Consider the following 18,416-nt stretch of genomic DNA (forward strand, 5'->3'; position numbering starts at 1 on the left):
ACTGTAATTATTCAGGATCAACAACAGAGAATAGACCAGTAGACAAGTATCGGTCACCACGGTCACATACGATGCAAACAATCACGGCATCCGGATTTTCTTCAGCCAATTTAACTGAAGCCCATACCGCACCACCCGATGAGGTACCTGCACTGATACCTTCTGTACGTGCTAAACGACGAGCTGTTTTTTCCGCTTCAATTTGCGGAATATCCATAATGCGATCAACACGTGAAGGGTCAAAAATCGTAGGAAGATATTCTTGTGGCCAACGGCGAATACCGGCAATGTTTGAACCTTCAGACGGTTGTAAACCAACAATTTGAATATCCGGATTTTGTTCTTTTAAATATTTCGAAATCCCCATAATGGTCCCGGTGGTTCCCATTGAGCTGACGAAATGTGTAATTTTACCACCTGTTTGTTTCCAAATTTCAGGCCCAGTAGTAAGGTAATGTGCTTCCACATTGTCTGGGTTACCAAACTGGTTTAGGACTAAACCTTTGCCGTCTTTTTCCATTTGAAGGGCAAGATCACGTGCTTCTTCCATGTTTTCTGATTCGATCAGTTCAGCACCGTAGGCACGCATGGCATCTTTACGCTCTTGGCTAGAACTTGCGGGCATGATCAAAGTCATTTTATAGCCACGCATTGCTGCAACCATGGCTAAAGCAATCCCCGTATTTCCGCTCGTCGCTTCAATCAACGTATCACCCAGTTTAATCTGACCACGCTTTTCCGCTTGCATAATCATGTTATATGCAGGGCGATCTTTGACCGAACCCGCTGGGTTATTGCCTTCTAACTTGGCTAATACTGTTGCTTGAGTATGACTTGCCAGACGCTGTAAACGCACTAACGGCGTGTTGCCGACGTAATGGTCTAATAAAAAATCGTCTGCTTGAAAATCAGGGGTTGTATTACTCATTATTCACACCTATATCGAGGTGCGCCTATTGTATGAAAAAATGCCTTTGCCTGCACCCATTTGCCTCGCTTTTTCGCGAAAGTGATTAAAGCGCAATCAGTTTTAAATAATCCATGCTAATATTCGGGGCATAAGGAATAAACTGCTTAAACCATGTCAAATATCAACAAAAAGCTTTTTAAACGCCTACACTTAAATCATGCCTATGGTCAGTTGATTGCACTTATTTTTGTGCCGATCACCATTTTGGCCTGTGTCGGTGCGATGTTGGTAATAACAGAAACCTCCAATGCAGCCAAAGCACAACAAAGACAAATGGCTGTTGCGATTCTGACGCGCTATCAACCGACATCAGAATCGGCTATAGAGTTGCTCAACCATTATCCGTGGCAGTTTGATCAAGCTCGTAATGCCATGCAAAGCATGTTGAACGAAAAACATTTGATTCGTGCTGCGATTATAGATTTCAAAGGCAATAACCGCCTGAGCATTGGCTTTCAAGATCAAGCTATTTGGCCTGCTTTTGACAGTAAAGCATCTTTTATTGGACCAATTCCACATCAGGGTAACCATGTTTATGCCCTGAAAATTTCAGATTCAACCCAGACGCCGGCATGGTTAAGCATTGAACTGGATAATCAACCGCTGCAAATTGCCCGCTATCGCGTGTTAATCGTGTTGATTGCAACAGGTTTATTGACGCTCTTATTACTTTTGCTGTGTTTGAATTTCTATTCACGTCGTTGGATTGCACCAATGTACGAAATTCGTATGCAGTTACAACGTTTAAATGCCGACACCCTAGATCAGCACATGATCATTAACAGTACTGGCGAACTCCGTTTATTACAGCGTGATATTGCCAATGTGGTTAAACGCTTGCATTTCAGTTTCTTAGAGTTACGTGAACATACCGAACAAACTGAAGATGACTTAAGACGCACCCTCGATACTTTGGAAGTGCAAAACATCACCTATCGTCAAGCTCGTGACCAAGCGATCCATGCCAATCAGTCGAAGTCGGTGTTCTTAGCCAATATTTCCCATGAACTGCGCACGCCACTGAACAGTATTGATGGCTTTATTCATCTTTTACTGCGCCAAGGCAACCTCAGTAATGAGCAAAATTTATATCTACAAACGATTCGTAAATCTTCAGCGCATTTATTGGCTTTAATTAATGACGTGCTTGATTTCTCCAAAATTGATGCCGGCAAACTAGAACTCGAAACTGCACAATTCGACTTAGAAGAAGCCGTGTTTGATGTGATGGATATGTTGTCGCCATTGGCAGCGCAAAAGCATATTGATATGACCTTCTACTATGCGGACAATGTGCCGAAATTTGTGGTTGGTGATGCCCTTCGCTTCAAACAAATTTTGACCAACTTAATTTCAAATGCGATTAAATTCACTCCAGATGGTGAAATTATTGTCCGTGTCCGTATGGAGCATGATGACATCGGTCAATGTCTGCTGCACTTTAGTGTGCAAGACAGTGGTATCGGCCTAAGCGGTACTGACCGCAAGAAACTGTTTGAATCCTTCTCGCAAGGTGATGCATCTGTGACCCGTCAATTTGGCGGTACAGGTTTAGGTCTTGCCATCTCCAAACAATTGGTCAGCCTAATGCATGGACAAATTGGTTTTGAAGATAACCAAGAACGTGCGCCAACAGAAAAAGGTTCAACCTTCTGGTTTACTGCGCGCTTTGTGGTCGATGAAGAAATTGAAATTGTGCATCCACAATTTAGCAATCTACAAGTTGTGTCTTATTTGGCGCACCCAGCAACTGCCAATGTCCTACGTCATTATTTAGAAAATTATGATGTTGAGCATATTGAAACGCAGTCGATCCTTGATTTATTTAGTAGACTTAATCAGTTGCAAACCAATGAAAACACTTGGTTGATCGTCGATCATAGCGGCGACTCCGAAGCTTTACTGAAAGAAATTCGTCATCGGTATAGCGGTAACTTAGCGGTTTATGGCTATCAAATGATGCTCGATCCAAACATGTTGAACGAGTACCGTGCCCGTCCACTGCATCAACCCCTCAGCCGTACAGCGCTGATTCAGTTGTTGAGTAATGAGCCGTGGTTTGATCAAGAGCAGCATGAAGAATTTAATGGTCAAGGTCTGCACATTTTGGCTGTCGACGACCATTTGCCAAACCTGATTGTGCTTGAGGCCCTGCTCTCTGAGCTGAATGTGAAAACCACCAAGGCTTTGAGTGGACAAGAAGCTATAGAAATCATTCAGGCTCGCCAAGAGCAAGGTTTGGCAGCTTTTGACCTCATCTTTATGGATATTCAAATGCCAGTGATGTCAGGTGTCGATACCACGCGTGCCATTCGATCACTTGAGTCAACCTTTGAAAATCATAAGCGCCTTCCTATCATCGCTTTGACGGCACATGCGCTCTCCGAAGAAAAACAAAAGCTTCTACAAAGCGGTATGGATGACTATGTCACCAAGCCAATTCAAATGGATCAAATTATTCAAATCTTGACCCAATGGACTACCGATAACTTTAAGAAAGTGCCGGTTTTAGAGCGCAGTTCGGTGATTGAAGCCCTAGAGCCAAGTATTTTAGATTGGCAGCAAAGCTTGCAGTTGGCCGCGAATAAAGAAGACCTTGCGGTCGATTTACTGAAAATGCTCGTCGATAGCTTTGAGCAAGAAACCCATGAAATGGCACAGCTCATCGAAGATGAAGATTTTCCACAATTAGAGCATGTGCTACATCGGCTTTATGGCGCAACCCGCTATGTGGGCGCTCCGACCCTCCAAGAGGTTTCAGGTCATTTTGAGCAGTTTGTATCGACCTTACGTAAGGAACGCCGTAAAGCAGATGACGCTTTTGTCCAAGAAACCCTGAACCGTTTTGATGAGTTAAAAAATGTCATGGCTCAAGTTGAACACGCAGCTCAACAAATCTTAGCCAAACAAAATAATTAAGCACAGTCCGACTAAAGTCAGTGCCGTCCAGCTTCTGTTGTGACTGCACTGTCATGTATCCTGTCAGGGTGCATGCTATGCTCGGGCGCAGAAACAACAAGAGTAATTACCATGGCTTTATTACGTGTAGAAAAAAATAATGGCATTGCAACGGTTTACTTAAACCGTCCAGAAAAACGTAATGCAATGAGCTTTGCATTGCTCAAAGAATTGGTCAGCACCGCTGAAAAATTAAAAAAAGATCGTAGCTTACGCTGTGTCATTTTAACCGGTGAAGCCAATGTATTTAGTGCTGGCATTGATTTGGCTGACCTAAATGATCCGAAAAATCGTGCCTATGCTGCATGGGAACTGTTAAAACCCGGTCAAAGTTTATTTCAAAAAGCCTTTCTGATTTGGCAGCAACTTCCTGTGCCGGTGATTGCCGCACTTGAAGGCTTTTGCTTTGGTGCAGGCATGCAACTTGCCTTGGCTGCCGATATCCGTATTGCCCACCCGAAAACGCAAATGTCGATTATGGAAAGCCGTTGGGGCTTAGTCCCTGATATGGGCTTAACCCGCTCACTCAAAGGTGTGATTGGACTGGATTTAGCCAAAGAATTAACCCTTACAGCACGTATTTTTGACGCAGAATATGCCAAGGATATTGGCTTAGTGACGCATTTAAATGTACAGCCTTTGCTTCAGGCACAGCAGTTAGCCGAAGAATTATCGCAACGTTCACCAGATGCCTTGGCAGCGGCAAAACAAGTGCTAGATGCTATGGAACATAGTCCAAAACGCTCTTTACGCTTAGAAAAAATCTGGCAATTTAAATTACTGCTCGGCAAAAACAGCCAATTGGCACGTAAAAAAGATAAGAACCCAGAGGTTCAGTTTTTACCACGCCAATATAAGTAAAATAGTCACACAGGATAGATTGAGTACAGCACATGGCGTTTGATCGTAATACAAAAATTGCATTTCTAGGTATGGGGCTGATGGGTAGCCGTATGGCCACGCGTCTCATTCAGGCAGGATTTGAAGTTGCGGTATGGAACAGAACTGCCGCTGCGTGTGATGAGTTGATTGCGATTGGCGCGACAGCGCTTCAATTGGACAAGATTGCCCATTATCCTGTGGTTTTATCTTGTCTCGCAGATGATGCTGCTGTTGCCGCGGTGTATGCAAGCATCGAAACCCATTTAGCGGCAGGACAAATTATTGTCGACTTCTCGAGTCTTTCTGTGAATCAATCCCATCAATTGGCTCAAGCTGCAAAGTTGAAACAAGTCACTTGGATTGACTCTCCTGTTTCGGGGGGCACAGCAGGTGCTGAACAAGGCACTTTGGTCATCTTTGCCGGTGGTGATGCTCAAACGATTCAAGATTTGAGTCTGATTTACAATGTTTTATCTCAACGTGTTACCCGCATGGGCGACTCAGGTACAGGTCAAGCCACCAAAATTTGTAATCAGCTGATCGTTGCTGCCAATAGTACGTTAATCGCCGAAGCCGTTGCATTGGCCGAGAAATCAGGTGTAGACACCACGTTATTAGCACCAGCGCTTGCCGGTGGTTTTGCAGACTCAAAACCTTTTCAGATTTTAACTCCACGTATGGCCTCGCATCAGTTCGAACCCGTGCAATGGAAAGTTCAAACTTTATCTAAAGACCTGAATAATGCAGTCCAACTGGCCGCCGAGTTTGAGTTAAGCATCCCTGTTGCCAGCCTTGCTTTATCGCAACTCAAAGCCCATCAGGACAATGGTTTTGCAGAAAAAGATTTAGCCACCATCATTCAACATGTCGAACAAAACTAACGACTTTCACTTTAGAAGTAAATTGCTTCAAGGACGATATACATGACTCAGCTCGCGGTTAATTTATCCATGATTTTTACCGAAGTGCCGTTGTTAGAGCGTTTTGCTTTGGCTCGTGAACATGGTTTTAAGCATGTAGAAATTCAGTTTCCGTATGAGCTGAGTATTGAGCAAATCCAAACCCAGCTCACTATCAATGATTTAAGCCTGTGTTTAATTAATGTCCCTGCGGGTGATTTGATGCAAGGCGGCGATGGTCTTGCGGGAGTTCCGGGGCGTGAAAATCAATTTCATCAGGCCTTAGAGCAATGTATTCGCTATGCCACTGCGTTAAATGTACCGAGTGTCAATATTTTAGCCGGCAAACAGCCCCAAGATGCAGACTTACTCCCATGTTTAAATACCTTGTCGAGCAACCTTAAACTGGCATGCCACATGTTGTCCGAACATCATATTCAACCGGTATTTGAAATGATTAATGGCACTGATATGCCGCGCTTTTTGGTGCAAAATATTGCCCAAGCTCAGGAAATGCTTGAAGCTGTACAACACTCTACTTTGAAGATGCAATATGACTGCTACCACATGGCGATGATGGGTGAAGATATTCTCAGTACTTTGGCAGAAAATATTCAGGATATCGGTCACATACAGTTTGCTGACTGTCCGGGGCGACATGAACCTGACTCAGCGCAGATTCCATTTGCAGAGATTTTTAAATGGTTAGATCAAAGCCAATATACAGGTTACATCGCGGCTGAATACCGACCACGAAGCAACTCATCACATTCTTTTGCGTGGAAAGACAAATACTTCCCTCATTTAGCTAATGGCCAATGACGTGTTGATTTGAAATTCAGCAACAAAACCGCTATATTAGATCATGTAAAATTGTCAGGAAATCATACCCTCTATGAATTTAGAACCATCGCCCAGCGCTTCTAATTCTCTCGATCTCGCAAAATCAACGCAAATCAAAGACGTACAAGCTTGCTTAGCTGTTGTACGTGAAGCACTTGAAGATGTAAAAGCCAAAGATATTATTGAACTTGATATCAGCACTATCAGCAACGTAGCAGATGCGATTGTTATTGCGAGCGGTACTTCAACTCGTCACATTAAGTCTCTTGCAGACAACGTGGCAGAAGAAGCACGTAAAGCTGGATTCCGCCCTATCGGTGTTGAAGGCGAACGTGATGCTGAATGGATCCTGATTGATCTCGGTTTTGTAGTGGTACATGTGATGTTACCTACAGCACGTAAATTCTATGATTTAGAAAGCTTATGGCGTACAGCTCCAGAAACTGTAGCTTAAGCTTCCAGAAAAAAGCGACCTAATTAGGTCGCTTTTTTTATCCCTTCACTTTATACACGGACAATCAGCTTCATGGTGTTTTACCCCCGACACTAAAGCAGTTGGTGTAAATCCACCTCAGGATAATTGGCTTTAATTTTCAGCTTGGTTTGTGCATAAACTTGGTCTGCACGCATCGGGCCATAAAAGTCACAATACACTTCATAAATGCTCGTTAAAACTTTGGCATAACTGATCAAAGGCAAAAACTCGACAAAACTCGCTGAATTAATTTGTGCATTTGCCGCAATTGCCAGCCCGATTTCTTCTAATTGCTGAATCACATCTTGGGTGAAATCAGCCTGATCTGTAGATTTCACCGTCAGCATGACTGACTCGATAAAGCCTAAAAAGGCCTCGCTAATGGTCTCTGCAATGAGCTCGTCTTCTTGCTCCTGCTCCTGCGGTTTTTCAACCCTTAACAGTTCCTGCTTTTCTAAGGTAGATAACTCATACAAGACTTGCTTCAGCATATCTTTACGATAAAAGCGTAGCTCTTCTGTGGTACAGATATCATTTAAGAAGCGATTTAAGACAAATGACGGTTTCATGCTGTACTGCTGCTCCCAGTGCCGTAGTGCACTGTCGAGTAAAGTCCCATGAATAAATTGTTGTAAGCCTTTTTCTAAAGCTTCGCGGCGTTGTGCCAAATTCAACAGTTCGGTGCTCATTGCATTACTCCTGTTAATGACGTTTGGTCATATCATCCGTTTCAAAAGTCACATCTTTTTGAAACTCGGGATAAGACAATTCAGCATGCTCGGTATAGTCCAAACCACGTTGTTCATGTTGCTTACTCACCCGTAAGCCACCCAACAATTTATCTAAGACCTTAAATACAATGAACGCAACGCCAAAGCCCCATAAAAAGGCTGCAATCACTCCAAGCCCTTGTATCGCGATGACATCGCCATTAAACATATTATTTTCAAGGAAGATCCCTGCAGCCAATGTTCCCCATGCGCCACAGAAACCATGTACCGTCACCGCATCCACTACATCATCCAGTTTCATTTTTTCCATGAGCATTGGCAGGAAGGTCACCATAATACCTGCACATAACCCGGTGATGACCGCATACAGTGGAGACATCGTTGCACAGCCTGCCGTAATGGCAACCAAGCCACCCAGTGAGGCATTGATCGTGCTGCGGATCAAAATGGCTTTAGATCGGATGAGGCAGAGCAACATGTATGCAACCGCTGCCGCACACGCCGCAAGATGCGTATTTAAAGCAATACGTCCTACGCTGACATTGGCATTAATGGTCGAGCCTGCATTAAAACCAAACCATGCTAACCATAAAATAAAACCGCCTAATGCTACCAAAGGTAAGTTATGCCCTGGTAAATAATGGCTTTGCCCATTGCGTCCAAATCGACCCAAACGTGGTCCCAATACAATGATGCCAGCCAAGGCAACCCAGCCGCCCATTGAATGCACCACGGTCGAACCTGCAAAGTCGATAAATCCGAGTGCTTTTAACCAACCGTCTCCGCCAAATAAACTGCCCCATGCCCAACTACCAAAGACAGGATAAATCAGACCTGAGACAACGGCCGCACTCACCACATAAGCGACAAAATGAATCCGCTCTGCCATTGCACCACTGGCAATGGTGGTTGCCGTTGCAGCAAACATCATTTGGAAAAATAGAAGGTTCCAGTGCCAATCATCCAGTTGATCGGGTGCAAAATGACTGAAGCCAAACCAGCCCGTGGTATTGACCCCAAACATCAGACCAAAACCCACCAACCAAAACACCAGACCACCCAAGCAGGCATCCATGTAGTTTTTCATGAGTACATTCACGGTATTTTTACTGCGAACTGAACCACTTTCGATCATGGCAAATCCGGCTTGCATAAAGAACACCAAGATACCGCCCAGTACCACCCAAATACTGTCGAGCGAAATACGAATGTCTTGAATATTACTGGCGATTTGCGGGTCAACTGCCCATGCAGTCGATGTCAGGACACTCAGAAACAGTGCCATCAAGTATGTTTTTTTCATGATTATTCCCCCAAGAATAACCATGCTGTGCAAAAAGAATACCAAATTTCAGACAATTAATTATTTTTCAATGCATTGCGTCACAAAACCAGTTCGCGACAATATTTTGAATCACTGAGATCGAATTTAATGGAACAAAACAGCGCATCGATCTGTACCTTGGTTTCAAAACACGCATCAATTTGATTCAAGCACCTGATGCGCTAAATATTTGTGCACTTTTAGTGTGAAGCATTCATTAATCAAAAGCCAAGAAAATAAAAGCGAAGAAAACAAAAAACCACCCGAAGGTGGTTTAAATCTTCCTCAATCCCGCTTTATCACAGCGGGACTTTGGCAATATGGATTAATGACCACCGCCATTAATGGCTTTTGTCATATCTTCCACAACTTTCTTCGCATCACCGAAGATCATCATCGTTTTATCGTTATAGAACAAGTCATTATCTAGACCTGCGTAGCCTGTAGCCATAGAACGTTTGATCACCATAATAGTACGTGCTTTATGCGCTTCAAGGATTGGCATACCGTAAATTGGAGAACTTGGATCGTCTTTTGCCGCTGGGTTCACAACGTCATTCGCACCAATCACCAGTACTACATCAGTTGCTGGGAAGTCTGAGTTGATCTCATCCATTTCAAGAATGTCTTCATATGCAACGTCAGCTTCAGCTAAAAGTACGTTCATGTGACCCGGCATACGACCTGCCACTGGGTGAATCGCAAAACGAACTTTTACACCTTGCTCTTTTAAGATTTCACACAATTCTTTCACGGCATTTTGTGCACGACCTTGCGCCATACCATAACCCGGTACGATCACCACGCTGTCCGCATTTGACATCAAGAAGCCAGCATCGTCTGCAGAACCTGAACGGTGATTACGCTGTGCTTTTTCACCATTATCCGCCGCCGCTACTGCTGTACCACCCATTGCACCACCAAACAAAACGTTGATGATTGAACGGTTCATGGCTTTACACATGATGTAAGACAGAATTGCACCCGATGAACCAACCAGTGAACCTGCAACAATCAGCATGTTGTTTTCAAGCGTAAAACCAATCCCTGCTGCTGCCCAACCTGAGAACGAGTTTAGTAACGATACCACCACTGGCATATCACCACCGCCTACTGGCGCAATCCATACCCAACCAAATGCAAGTGCAAGAACAGTCATTGCCCAGAATGCGTTCATGTTGCCTGTGGTAAAGAAGTAGATACCACACGCCAACATCGCAAGGAAAATTAAAGCTTGAACAGGTTTTACCCATCCACCTGAAATGGTTTTTGCCCATTTCTTCGCAGCCAATTTACCGTAAGCAAATACAGACGCTGTGAAGGTAATCGCACCAACGAAACAGCCTACAAACAATTCAAATAAATGAACTTTGCTCATGTGGGCATGTTCTACACCCGCAGCTGTTAATACTGCCTCATTTTCCGCGAATGCCGCAGTCAATTGGTTGTTATGTAGAATCGCAGCGATCGCAATCAGTACCGCAGCCAAACCGACTAATGAGTGCATCAGTGCCACAGTTTCAGGCATTTGAGTCATCGGAACTGTTTTTGCACGTGCAATACCTACGACTGCACCCAACACCATTGCACCCACAATCATCCAAATCACAGGATGATCTGCGACAAAGAATGTGGTGATTACAGCAATCGCCATTGCGATCATACCGTAACGGTTACCCTGAATCGCAGTTTTCGGACCAGACAAACCACGCAACGTTAAGATAAAAAGAACGGCACCAATCAGGTAGAACCAATCCGCATATTCTTTAATGAATTCCATGGATTAACCCTCTTTTTTCTTTTGCTTAGGTTTGAACATTTCAAGCATACGTGCAGTCACCGCAAAGCCACCAAAAATATTGATACTTGCAAGGAAAACGGCAATCGCACCTAAAATACTTACCACGTTAATGCTTTGGAACTGTACGCTTGCATCCACAATACCTGGGATACCAACGGTTTGAATCATCGCACCAACGATAATGATCGATGACAAAGCATTGGTTACAGCCATTAATGGTGTGTGTAGTGCAGGTGTTACCCCCCAAACCACGTAGTAACCAACAAAGATTGCCAAGACAAAAATAGTAATCGTTTCAACCATGATGATTCTCCTTAACCACGTTTCAGCAGCACTTGGCCGCCATGAGTGACAAGTAGTGCTTTTTGAATTTCTTCTTCAGGGTTAATCGCGAAGTTCTTTTCGCTATCAAACATGGTTTCAATGAAATTCAAAACGTTACGTGCGTAAAGTGCCGACGCTTCAGTCGAAACTGTTGAAGGAATATTTGGAATACCAAGAATTTTCACGCCATTGGCAGTCACGACATTTTCGCCGCAGACAGAACCTTCAACGTTACCGCCAGTTTCAACCGCCATATCTAGAATGATTGAGCCCGGTTTCATTTTGGCAACAGTTTCTGCTTTGATTAAACGTGGTGCGTCACGACCCGGCAATAATGCAGTCGTAATCACGATGTCAGCATTCGATACGGCTTTATCAACAATAATCGCTTGGTCACGAATGTAGTCTTCACCCGGCATCCAGCCATAACCATTTTTCGCAGCATCAGCTGCTTTTTGTTGCTCTTCTGGTGACATTGGTACGTCTAACCATTTACCACCCAAAGATTCAACTTGGTCACGTGCTGTAGGACGTAAGTCAGTTGCTTCAACTACGGCACCTAAACGTTTCGCTGTTGCAATAGCTTGTAAGCCTGCAACACCTACGCCCATGATCACAACACGTGCAGGTTTTACTGTACCTGCTGCTGTCATCAGCATTGGGAACATACGTTGATATTCTGCCGCAGCCAAAAGCACAGATTTATAACCTGAAAGGTTGGCTTGAGATGAAAGTACGTCCATGTTTTGCGCACGAGATAAGGTCCGTGGCAAAAGTTCCAATGCAAATGCAGACACGTTTTGTGACGCAAATTGGTCAAGTTCGGTGTTGCGGTAAGGGTCAAACATCCCCACAACGGTGGTACCCGCTGTGAGTTTTTGAATTTCGTCACCTTTAGGTGCACGAACTTTCAAAATCATTTGACTACCGGTATAGGCATCATCCGTAATTTTGGCACCAACTTGTTCATAGGCGCTATCGATGTAAGCAGCGTTTACCCCTGCTCCACGTTCAATAACGACGCTATGACCAGCGCTGATCAACTTCTTTACTGTTTCAGGCGTCGCAGCGACGCGATTTTCACCGACAACAGTTTCGGCTGGAATTCCGATCTGCATGAGCGTTCCTCAAGCTAATTTTTCTTAAGTAAACATCGCAATCCGCGATGTCTCCCCTCAGGATGTGTTTTTGTACAATTTTTGGATTCTAATTGAACTTTTTTAAAATACTACCCAATATTTATTTAATAAATGCCCATATTTTGAACTCATGATTCATGAAAAGAATGATGCGATATTTCATTTATTCAGTTTCATTTGTCGATTTATTACTCATTTTTATCCTATTTATAACTTTTTAATATTACTTAAGACCAAAAAAATAAATAATTTCGCTGGTTTTAGTGCTGATTGTTTCAGTGCGTTGATCATTGTGACATTTTCATTCGACAACTAATGACCTGAACGTGTCGTGAAAAATCGACTTAAGTCAGGTAAAGCCGCTATTTCATTCAGACTGCATCAGCTCGTTGACTCATTTGACAGTTTTGACGTGCTGACCTGCATTGAAAACTGACTTTTTTCTGCCACAGTCTCGTCAAATCGGTCAGCTTGAATATCCGATGGATTTTTGCGCACGTTTCGGGTTTATTGAGATCTTGCTCTCCCCACCTGATGCTTCGCCTTAACTTAGAATTGACTTTTTTAGCTAAAAAAATAATTTTTTGAATATTTAGCATCATGATATCGCTACTGACTTTCTATCCCAAAAAAACACTATTGCACCATTTATGTGCAATTTTCACCTTAAATGTTTCAGCCTGATATATTTGACCTGCCGAGTCATGTTGAGATTAAAAAATTCAAAACCAAATTGGTCATTTCTTCCACTGTTTTTCATGTTTGATCTAGCAATCCCTTATGCATAAAGGAATAAGTCCTATTCTTTTTTTGCATTTTTACTCACACGATGCATTTTTTATAATCAGAATGACAGTTCAAACTTGTCGGAACAATGCTGTCGAATTCGTTCAGTCGTCATGAGGCACACCTTAACTTATGTCAAGAAACCTTAGTCCGCACTTCATCGGTGCAATTTTTGCACTGATTGCTGCCTTCTTGTTTAGTACCAAAGCGATTTTTATTAAGCAAGCCTATGCACTTTCTCCTCTTGTCGATGCCACAGTCCTCATGGCTTTACGCATGATGAGTGCATTGCCGTTTTTCTTGGTCATTGCATGGCTGAGTCGACGTTCCTATCAAACGATTCAACGAAAAGATTGGGTGCTCTTGCTCATTTCCGGTCTAATCGGCTATTACTTTTCGAGTTGGCTCGACTTCCGTGGCTTGATGTATATCAGTGCTTCGCTTGAACGAATTATACTTTTCCTGTATCCCACATTAACTGTACTGGCTTCCGCTGTTTTATTCAAAAAGCCACTGAGTTTTAAAACCATCCTTGCCCTGATTTTAAGTTATGGCGGGACAGTTTTAGTGATGCTACAAGAACAAAGTACCACACCACATGATCAGTACTTTTGGCTCGGATGTAGTTTGGTTTTTGCCAGTGCCGTGTTATTTGCAATTTACTTATTACTCACGCCAGGCCTCATGCAAAAGTTTGGTTCTTTACACTTTACCGGTCTAGCCCTGAGCATAGCCTGCGTTGGGACGATTATTCATTTTCTATTTGCAACACCACAGCCTATCGCCTTGCTCCAACAACTCCCGAGTCAAGTCTGGCTGTATGGTTTAGCGCTAGGACTATTGGTAACCGTGCTTCCAACCATTTTGATGATGCAAAGTATCGTCCGACTTGGGGCTGCACAATCGGCTATGATTGCCTCTATCGGGCCCATTTTAACGATTTTACTGGCCGTCGCGTTGTTGAATGAACATTTAAACCTATGGCAATGGGTCGGTTGCGGTCTGAATATGCTGGGTGTCTTGATGATCAGTCTCAGTAAGAAATCCTAAACGCGTGCGTGGATACAATTCACAGAGAAACACTTTAAGACCTGTTTGATTTTCCTTATAGTGACCACAACAGCGTGGCAGCAAATTCTTTGCATACGCTTCCGCCCAATATCTGGACAATTTATGAAAGCCTCGATCGACATTAGCCATGATAAAACCCTGTTGTGGCTTATGGCTGCTGCATGTGGTTTATGTGCGGGTGCCAATTATTATTGCCAACCTTTAGTGGCTTCTATCCAACAGAGCTTTCAAATTCCACAATCTGAAGTTGCGCTAACCGTCACCTTTGCGCAAATTTCTTATGCTTTGGGTCTACTGTTTATTGTGCCGATTGGCGATATTGTGAATAAAGCCAAATTTATTCCATTACTCATGCTTGGTGCGACTGTCGGTTTAGCCCTCTGTGCTTTTTCGACCAATCTATACATGCTTTGGGCAGGAACCATTATCACGGGGCTATTTTCAGTGGCTGCTCAGGTTCTTATCCCTTTGGTCACTGTTGCGATACGACCTGAAAAAATTGGGGCAGTTGTTGGCTTTTTAATGAGTGGGTTATTGGTCGGCATTCTGTTATCGACCAGTCTCTCTGGCTTATTGTCCTATCTGTTTCATTGGAAATCGATTTACATCCTCAGTGCGCTCTTGATGTTGGTATTAGCACTCTTACTCAAAAAACGTCTGCCCGTGGTCAGCATCACACGGATGCCCTACAGCCAAGTTTTCCAGTCAATGGGCGCATTACTCAAACATGAGCCACGGTTAATTTTCCGTTCTCTAATTGGAGGCTGTGTCTTTGCCGCGATGAGTATGCTGTTTTCCACCATTGCCATGTTACTGACTGAGCCACCTTTTCAGTTGGCCGATGTTTGGGTTGGTGTTGTGACTTTAGTTGGTGTATTTGGTGCCCTATCGACACAGTGGATTGGGCGTTGGGCGGATTTGGGTTTCAACCGAAAATTAACTTGGCTCGGTTGCAGCATCTTGGCCCTCAGTTGGGGACTGCTGTATTTGGGTGGATCATCTATAGCTTTTTATATTTTGGGCTATGGTTTAATCAATCTAGGTTTGGCAATGGTGCATAGCTGTAATCAAAATATTATTTTCCAACTCAACCCGATTGCACGCTCTCGAATCAATTCAATTTACATGACTTTTTATTTTGTCGGTGGTGCATGTGGTTCAGCTTTGGGCGTATTTGCATGGCATCATGGCGGCTGGACCACCACCTGCATGACAGGGATTGCCTTAGTGATTGCTTCTGGTTTTTTTGTATTGATCGATCAACTCTATACTTCGCGGCAACTAAAATATCCACAATGAGAAGTATTCATCACCGCAATAAAGCCACAATAAGTGGCTTTATTTTTACAAATTAACTGACCTGCACCACAGGATAAAAGGGTTTGCCTAAATCCAAGGTTTCTGCATTTTCCAAAAGAATCACCATAAACACCGGTAAGAGTGCCAACAGTATTGTGCAGCCGTCTTGAAGCTGTTTCCGATTGACCGAACTTTTATAGGTCGCGCCGCCATGAACCATTTGATTGCGTAGCGTATACATGCGATTGAACAGCACCATTAAAATATCAACGGAATCTTTTTCTTTAAGCGCGCGTAGTACTTTCTGTTTTTCATGCGCCAAGCCCTCTTTGCATGCGTCATGGCTAATTTTTTGATTTTGATAATCCCAAAAACCCTGATAAACATAGGGATTATCCAAAAACAACCGTATCGGCTGACTAAAACGCTCCCATAAAATATTATAGATTTTATGGTCTGCATCCTTTTGGCAAATCACATATAAAAACTGCCTTAAGCTTTGCTTGTCCTGAGCAATCTGTAAGTCTTGCGCATATATTGCGTTGAAGGACACCCACAAACTGATAAATTGCAAATCGAGGTCATCTTGAAGATCAATCGACTTTTTCAGCCAACTCAAACCTCGATGAATGCGTAAATTAAATTGGTCGGTATGTTCCGACTTTTTACTTTTGAATATTTCTTCAAGTAGCATCATGCCTGCTAAATTCCAATGGATAATTCGTTTATTTTTCTACCATTTGAACTTAGCGCAATTGTTTACCGGCATGCAATCAAAATATCTCTGTATTCAACTATTTGGTCTCATCTTGTATGAGATAGGTATAACGTTCTAACTGATCATTTTCATCAAAAATCAATTCATAAGACATTTTCTTTCCGTTAAAAACGGATTCGGCAGGTGTTCCTAAAAGTTCCCATAAGCCCACGGTCGCCACATCTGCCGCACCATGCCAAAACGCACGTCCCACTTTACTGGCAGTCGAATAACCTTGAGTAAAAGTATAAATTTCATGGCGTTTGCCATTTTTATATTCAGAGGTGATTGGTGCGCCAAATTCAGCAATCACCAAGTTACGAGACAGCCCTTGTTGAATCATTTCGGTATTTTTCTTGCTTGGCTGCTTGCTTGCCATGACAACTGAACAGCCTGTTGTGCCTGACAATGTGAAAACTAAAGCTAATCCTAAGCAGGTTTTTTTCATCATGTGGTATTCCCCCAAATTCTTCAAATTTCTATTTTTAATTTTTGATTTTCATCTGCTGTTGATCTTAATTGTTTCTTTCATCTTTTTCATTTTTTTATACGACTATTCGTCTGATTTTTAGAATGATTAGCGCTTGAAAGATTCACATTTATAAAGTTTCAGACTGAATAATGCTTTAAGTTAATTATTGTTCTGTTGGTGACGAATTCGGTGGAACAAACCAGTTTTTCCAAGAGCTACTGTGGCGAGTTTCAATTGCAACGGTAGGGATGAGCTCTTGCTTCAGCATTTTTTCTTTACCGACGGCTTTCGCCAACCGCGCTTTGACCGAGTGTATACACTCACGGTCTTCAAACTCACAGCGGTCAAGGTTGGAGCCACCACAGGGTCCATTGGCTAATCCTTTGGGACAGGTTTCAGGACAAATATATAAGGTTTCGCCTAAACGACATTGTCCACAACTTTCACAGCCCACAATGCCATGTTTACTGATAAATTCTGTTTTCAGCAAGGCCGCATCGGCTTTCGGTTTTAGCCATAATTTGGCCGAAAAAATATAAGATCCCGCCCCTTTGGCCAGTTTTGAACTAAAAAATAACTCATGCATGACATGCATACTTTTATATTTCAAAACCTGTTCAACTGGAGCCTTATGGTTATTTGCGCCCGTCGGTTGGAAGTTCACCTCAACACTAGAGCGCCAAAGCATTTTCCATTTTGCTAAACATTGTTCAAACGTTAATGTGGCAAATTGCAAATTTGCTTTTTGCAACTTCTCTTGTTCTTCCGCTTTATGACAGGCCGATAAATGAACCCCTGCATAGCCCAAATGCTGACACATTAATATTTGTAAAGCGCAGCGGGCATAGACATTTTGTTCAGCTTGTATGGCATCAGTTTGCTGTTCTTGTTGCAAAAAATTTAATACATCTGCTGAAAGCACGATGCCTGCGACTTTTTGCTTGGCCATAAAACGGGCACGGGCAAATGTCAGCGGCATGACACAAGCCAATACAGGTACACGTGGATAATATTGCTGCATATAGCGTTGGTAACTGCTCAGCACATCCATGTCAAAGCCCAACTGTGTAATCACATAGTCAGCGCCAGCTTGAATTTTTTTATTCAGTTTAAAATACTGCGCATCCTTTTCTGCTTCTGCATATTTAAAAGGATTAAATGCCACTCCTAAATAAAACCCGCCAAAGTTTTTGGCTGCCATGACTTGATTGACCGACTCTAAATAACGGCTCCGTAGAGTCGGATCATTTGCCCCATCCTGATGCTGCTTGAGTTTATCACCACTGAGCAAAAGTAAATTCTCTACCCCGTGCTGCTGAGCATCTTTCAGAAAAGTTTGAAAATCTGAGATATCTCGACCTTTCCCCGAATAATGCAGAATTTTTTCAATGCTTTGAGGGTAGTCTTGCATTGCTTCTAAAGGAGCAATATCCGTGTCACTTTGTACTCGGTCAGCCAATGTCATGCACACAGGAAAGCCTGCAAATGTCGTTGGGACCAGATGCGTTTTTTGCGTCGTTAGATATTCAAACGAGATACAAAACTGGCGTTGCAATAGATATTGGGAAAATAAAGACATACAGGCAGGCAGTTAAATCTGCTGAGAAACCATACAATAAAGTTTATAAAATTATAGATTAATCACATAAAAATTTAAATTACTTAAGCCACACTTCCGACTTTTT

General features: G+C 42.9%; 16 protein-coding genes. 7 read left to right on the top strand and 9 right to left on the bottom strand.

What is annotated here, in order from left to right:
- Positions 1-7: 7 nt before the first annotated feature.
- Positions 8-928: a cysteine synthase CysM gene (cysM, locus tag FTU05_RS08065; protein WP_180055878.1), complete on the bottom strand. Its 921-nt coding sequence runs from the start codon at positions 926-928 to the stop codon at positions 8-10.
- Between the two features lie 153 nt (positions 929-1,081).
- Here cysM and FTU05_RS08070 point away from each other — a divergent pair, with 153 nt between their 5' ends.
- The 5 genes from FTU05_RS08070 (at position 1,082) to rsfS (ending at position 7,006) form a co-directional block, all read left to right on the top strand.
- Positions 1,082-3,889, top strand: coding sequence for an ATP-binding protein (locus FTU05_RS08070; RefSeq protein WP_180164906.1), 2,808 nt, complete (start codon positions 1,082-1,084; stop codon positions 3,887-3,889).
- A 111-nt stretch (positions 3,890-4,000) separates the two neighbouring features.
- Positions 4,001-4,789, top strand: coding sequence for a crotonase/enoyl-CoA hydratase family protein (locus FTU05_RS08075; protein WP_180004603.1), 789 nt, complete (start codon positions 4,001-4,003; stop codon positions 4,787-4,789).
- Between the two features lie 32 nt (positions 4,790-4,821).
- The gene (locus FTU05_RS08080) at positions 4,822-5,691 is read left to right on the top strand and encodes an NAD(P)-dependent oxidoreductase (RefSeq protein ID WP_180004604.1); all 870 of its coding nucleotides are present in this window, start codon (positions 4,822-4,824) and stop codon (positions 5,689-5,691) included.
- Between the two features lie 42 nt (positions 5,692-5,733).
- On the top strand, positions 5,734-6,531 hold the full coding sequence (locus FTU05_RS08085; RefSeq protein WP_078191282.1) for a hydroxypyruvate isomerase family protein: 798 nt from the start codon (positions 5,734-5,736) through the stop codon (positions 6,529-6,531).
- A 73-nt stretch (positions 6,532-6,604) separates the two neighbouring features.
- The gene (rsfS, locus tag FTU05_RS08090; RefSeq protein ID WP_078191283.1) at positions 6,605-7,006 is read left to right on the top strand and encodes a ribosome silencing factor; all 402 of its coding nucleotides are present in this window, start codon (positions 6,605-6,607) and stop codon (positions 7,004-7,006) included.
- Between the two features lie 92 nt (positions 7,007-7,098).
- On the opposite strand, the gene FTU05_RS08095 is transcribed toward rsfS, so the two are convergent.
- The 5 genes from FTU05_RS08095 to FTU05_RS08115 all read right to left on the bottom strand — a co-directional run bounded on the left by FTU05_RS08095 (position 7,099) and on the right by FTU05_RS08115 (position 12,325).
- The gene (locus FTU05_RS08095) at positions 7,099-7,716 is read right to left on the bottom strand and encodes a hypothetical protein (RefSeq protein WP_180164908.1); all 618 of its coding nucleotides are present in this window, start codon (positions 7,714-7,716) and stop codon (positions 7,099-7,101) included.
- 13 nt (positions 7,717-7,729) lie between these two features.
- Positions 7,730-9,061, bottom strand: a complete 1,332-nt coding sequence (locus tag FTU05_RS08100; RefSeq protein WP_180164910.1) for an ammonium transporter — start codon at positions 9,059-9,061, stop codon at positions 7,730-7,732.
- A 346-nt stretch (positions 9,062-9,407) separates the two neighbouring features.
- Entirely contained in the window at positions 9,408-10,862 is a 1,455-nt protein-coding gene (locus tag FTU05_RS08105) for an NAD(P)(+) transhydrogenase (Re/Si-specific) subunit beta (RefSeq protein ID WP_078191286.1), read from the bottom strand.
- Positions 10,863-10,865: 3 nt separating this feature from the next.
- Positions 10,866-11,186 carry a proton-translocating transhydrogenase family protein gene (locus tag FTU05_RS08110; protein ID WP_078191287.1) on the bottom strand — a complete coding sequence of 107 codons (321 nt, stop codon included), beginning with the start codon at positions 11,184-11,186 and terminating at the stop codon, positions 10,866-10,868.
- A gap of 11 nt (positions 11,187-11,197) precedes the next feature.
- Positions 11,198-12,325, bottom strand: a complete 1,128-nt coding sequence (locus FTU05_RS08115; protein WP_078191288.1) for a Re/Si-specific NAD(P)(+) transhydrogenase subunit alpha — start codon at positions 12,323-12,325, stop codon at positions 11,198-11,200.
- A gap of 939 nt (positions 12,326-13,264) precedes the next feature.
- Between FTU05_RS08115 and FTU05_RS08120 the strand changes: the two genes are divergently transcribed.
- Positions 13,265-14,182 (top strand): DMT family transporter, encoded by a 918-nt coding sequence (locus FTU05_RS08120; RefSeq protein WP_180004610.1) that lies wholly within the window; start codon positions 13,265-13,267, stop codon positions 14,180-14,182.
- Positions 14,183-14,305: 123 nt separating this feature from the next.
- The gene (locus tag FTU05_RS08125; protein ID WP_180008993.1) at positions 14,306-15,502 is read left to right on the top strand and encodes an MFS transporter; all 1,197 of its coding nucleotides are present in this window, start codon (positions 14,306-14,308) and stop codon (positions 15,500-15,502) included.
- A gap of 52 nt (positions 15,503-15,554) precedes the next feature.
- On the opposite strand, the gene FTU05_RS08130 is transcribed toward FTU05_RS08125, so the two are convergent.
- From FTU05_RS08130 to FTU05_RS08140, 3 genes are all read right to left on the bottom strand, one after another.
- The gene (locus tag FTU05_RS08130) at positions 15,555-16,199 is read right to left on the bottom strand and encodes a HEPN domain-containing protein (RefSeq protein ID WP_180164912.1); all 645 of its coding nucleotides are present in this window, start codon (positions 16,197-16,199) and stop codon (positions 15,555-15,557) included.
- Positions 16,200-16,296: 97 nt separating this feature from the next.
- Positions 16,297-16,707: a hypothetical protein gene (locus FTU05_RS08135; RefSeq protein WP_180164933.1), complete on the bottom strand. Its 411-nt coding sequence runs from the start codon at positions 16,705-16,707 to the stop codon at positions 16,297-16,299.
- Positions 16,708-16,894: 187 nt separating this feature from the next.
- Positions 16,895-18,310 (bottom strand): methylenetetrahydrofolate reductase C-terminal domain-containing protein, encoded by a 1,416-nt coding sequence (locus FTU05_RS08140; RefSeq protein WP_180164914.1) that lies wholly within the window; start codon positions 18,308-18,310, stop codon positions 16,895-16,897.
- Positions 18,311-18,416 lie beyond the last annotated feature (106 nt).

It is taken from the genome of Acinetobacter sp. YH12049 (genome assembly GCF_013419875.1).
Taxonomy (GTDB): Bacteria; Pseudomonadota; Gammaproteobacteria; order Pseudomonadales; family Moraxellaceae; genus Acinetobacter; species Acinetobacter amyesii.

Excerpts from the sequence above, each read along its gene's own strand:
- FTU05_RS08140 (WP_180164914.1), bottom strand. The coding sequence starts at position 18,310 with ATGTCTTTATTTTCCCAATATCTATTGCAACGCCAGTTTTGTATCTCG.
- FTU05_RS08135 (WP_180164933.1), bottom strand. The coding sequence starts at position 16,707 with ATGAAAAAAACCTGCTTAGGATTAGCTTTAGTTTTCACATTGTCAGGC.
- FTU05_RS08100 (WP_180164910.1), bottom strand. The coding sequence starts at position 9,061 with ATGAAAAAAACATACTTGATGGCACTGTTTCTGAGTGTCCTGACATCG.
- FTU05_RS08070 (WP_180164906.1), top strand. The coding sequence starts at position 1,082 with ATGTCAAATATCAACAAAAAGCTTTTTAAACGCCTACACTTAAATCAT.
- FTU05_RS08075 (WP_180004603.1), top strand. The coding sequence starts at position 4,001 with ATGGCTTTATTACGTGTAGAAAAAAATAATGGCATTGCAACGGTTTAC.
- FTU05_RS08095 (WP_180164908.1), bottom strand. The coding sequence starts at position 7,716 with ATGAGCACCGAACTGTTGAATTTGGCACAACGCCGCGAAGCTTTAGAA.
- FTU05_RS08120 (WP_180004610.1), top strand. The coding sequence starts at position 13,265 with ATGTCAAGAAACCTTAGTCCGCACTTCATCGGTGCAATTTTTGCACTG.
- cysM (WP_180055878.1), bottom strand. The coding sequence starts at position 928 with ATGAGTAATACAACCCCTGATTTTCAAGCAGACGATTTTTTATTAGAC.
- FTU05_RS08130 (WP_180164912.1), bottom strand. The coding sequence starts at position 16,199 with ATGATGCTACTTGAAGAAATATTCAAAAGTAAAAAGTCGGAACATACC.
- FTU05_RS08085 (WP_078191282.1), top strand. The coding sequence starts at position 5,734 with ATGACTCAGCTCGCGGTTAATTTATCCATGATTTTTACCGAAGTGCCG.
- FTU05_RS08125 (WP_180008993.1), top strand. The coding sequence starts at position 14,306 with ATGAAAGCCTCGATCGACATTAGCCATGATAAAACCCTGTTGTGGCTT.
- rsfS (WP_078191283.1), top strand. The coding sequence starts at position 6,605 with ATGAATTTAGAACCATCGCCCAGCGCTTCTAATTCTCTCGATCTCGCA.
- FTU05_RS08115 (WP_078191288.1), bottom strand. The coding sequence starts at position 12,325 with ATGCAGATCGGAATTCCAGCCGAAACTGTTGTCGGTGAAAATCGCGTC.
- FTU05_RS08105 (WP_078191286.1), bottom strand. The coding sequence starts at position 10,862 with ATGGAATTCATTAAAGAATATGCGGATTGGTTCTACCTGATTGGTGCC.
- FTU05_RS08110 (WP_078191287.1), bottom strand. The coding sequence starts at position 11,186 with ATGGTTGAAACGATTACTATTTTTGTCTTGGCAATCTTTGTTGGTTAC.
- FTU05_RS08080 (WP_180004604.1), top strand. The coding sequence starts at position 4,822 with ATGGCGTTTGATCGTAATACAAAAATTGCATTTCTAGGTATGGGGCTG.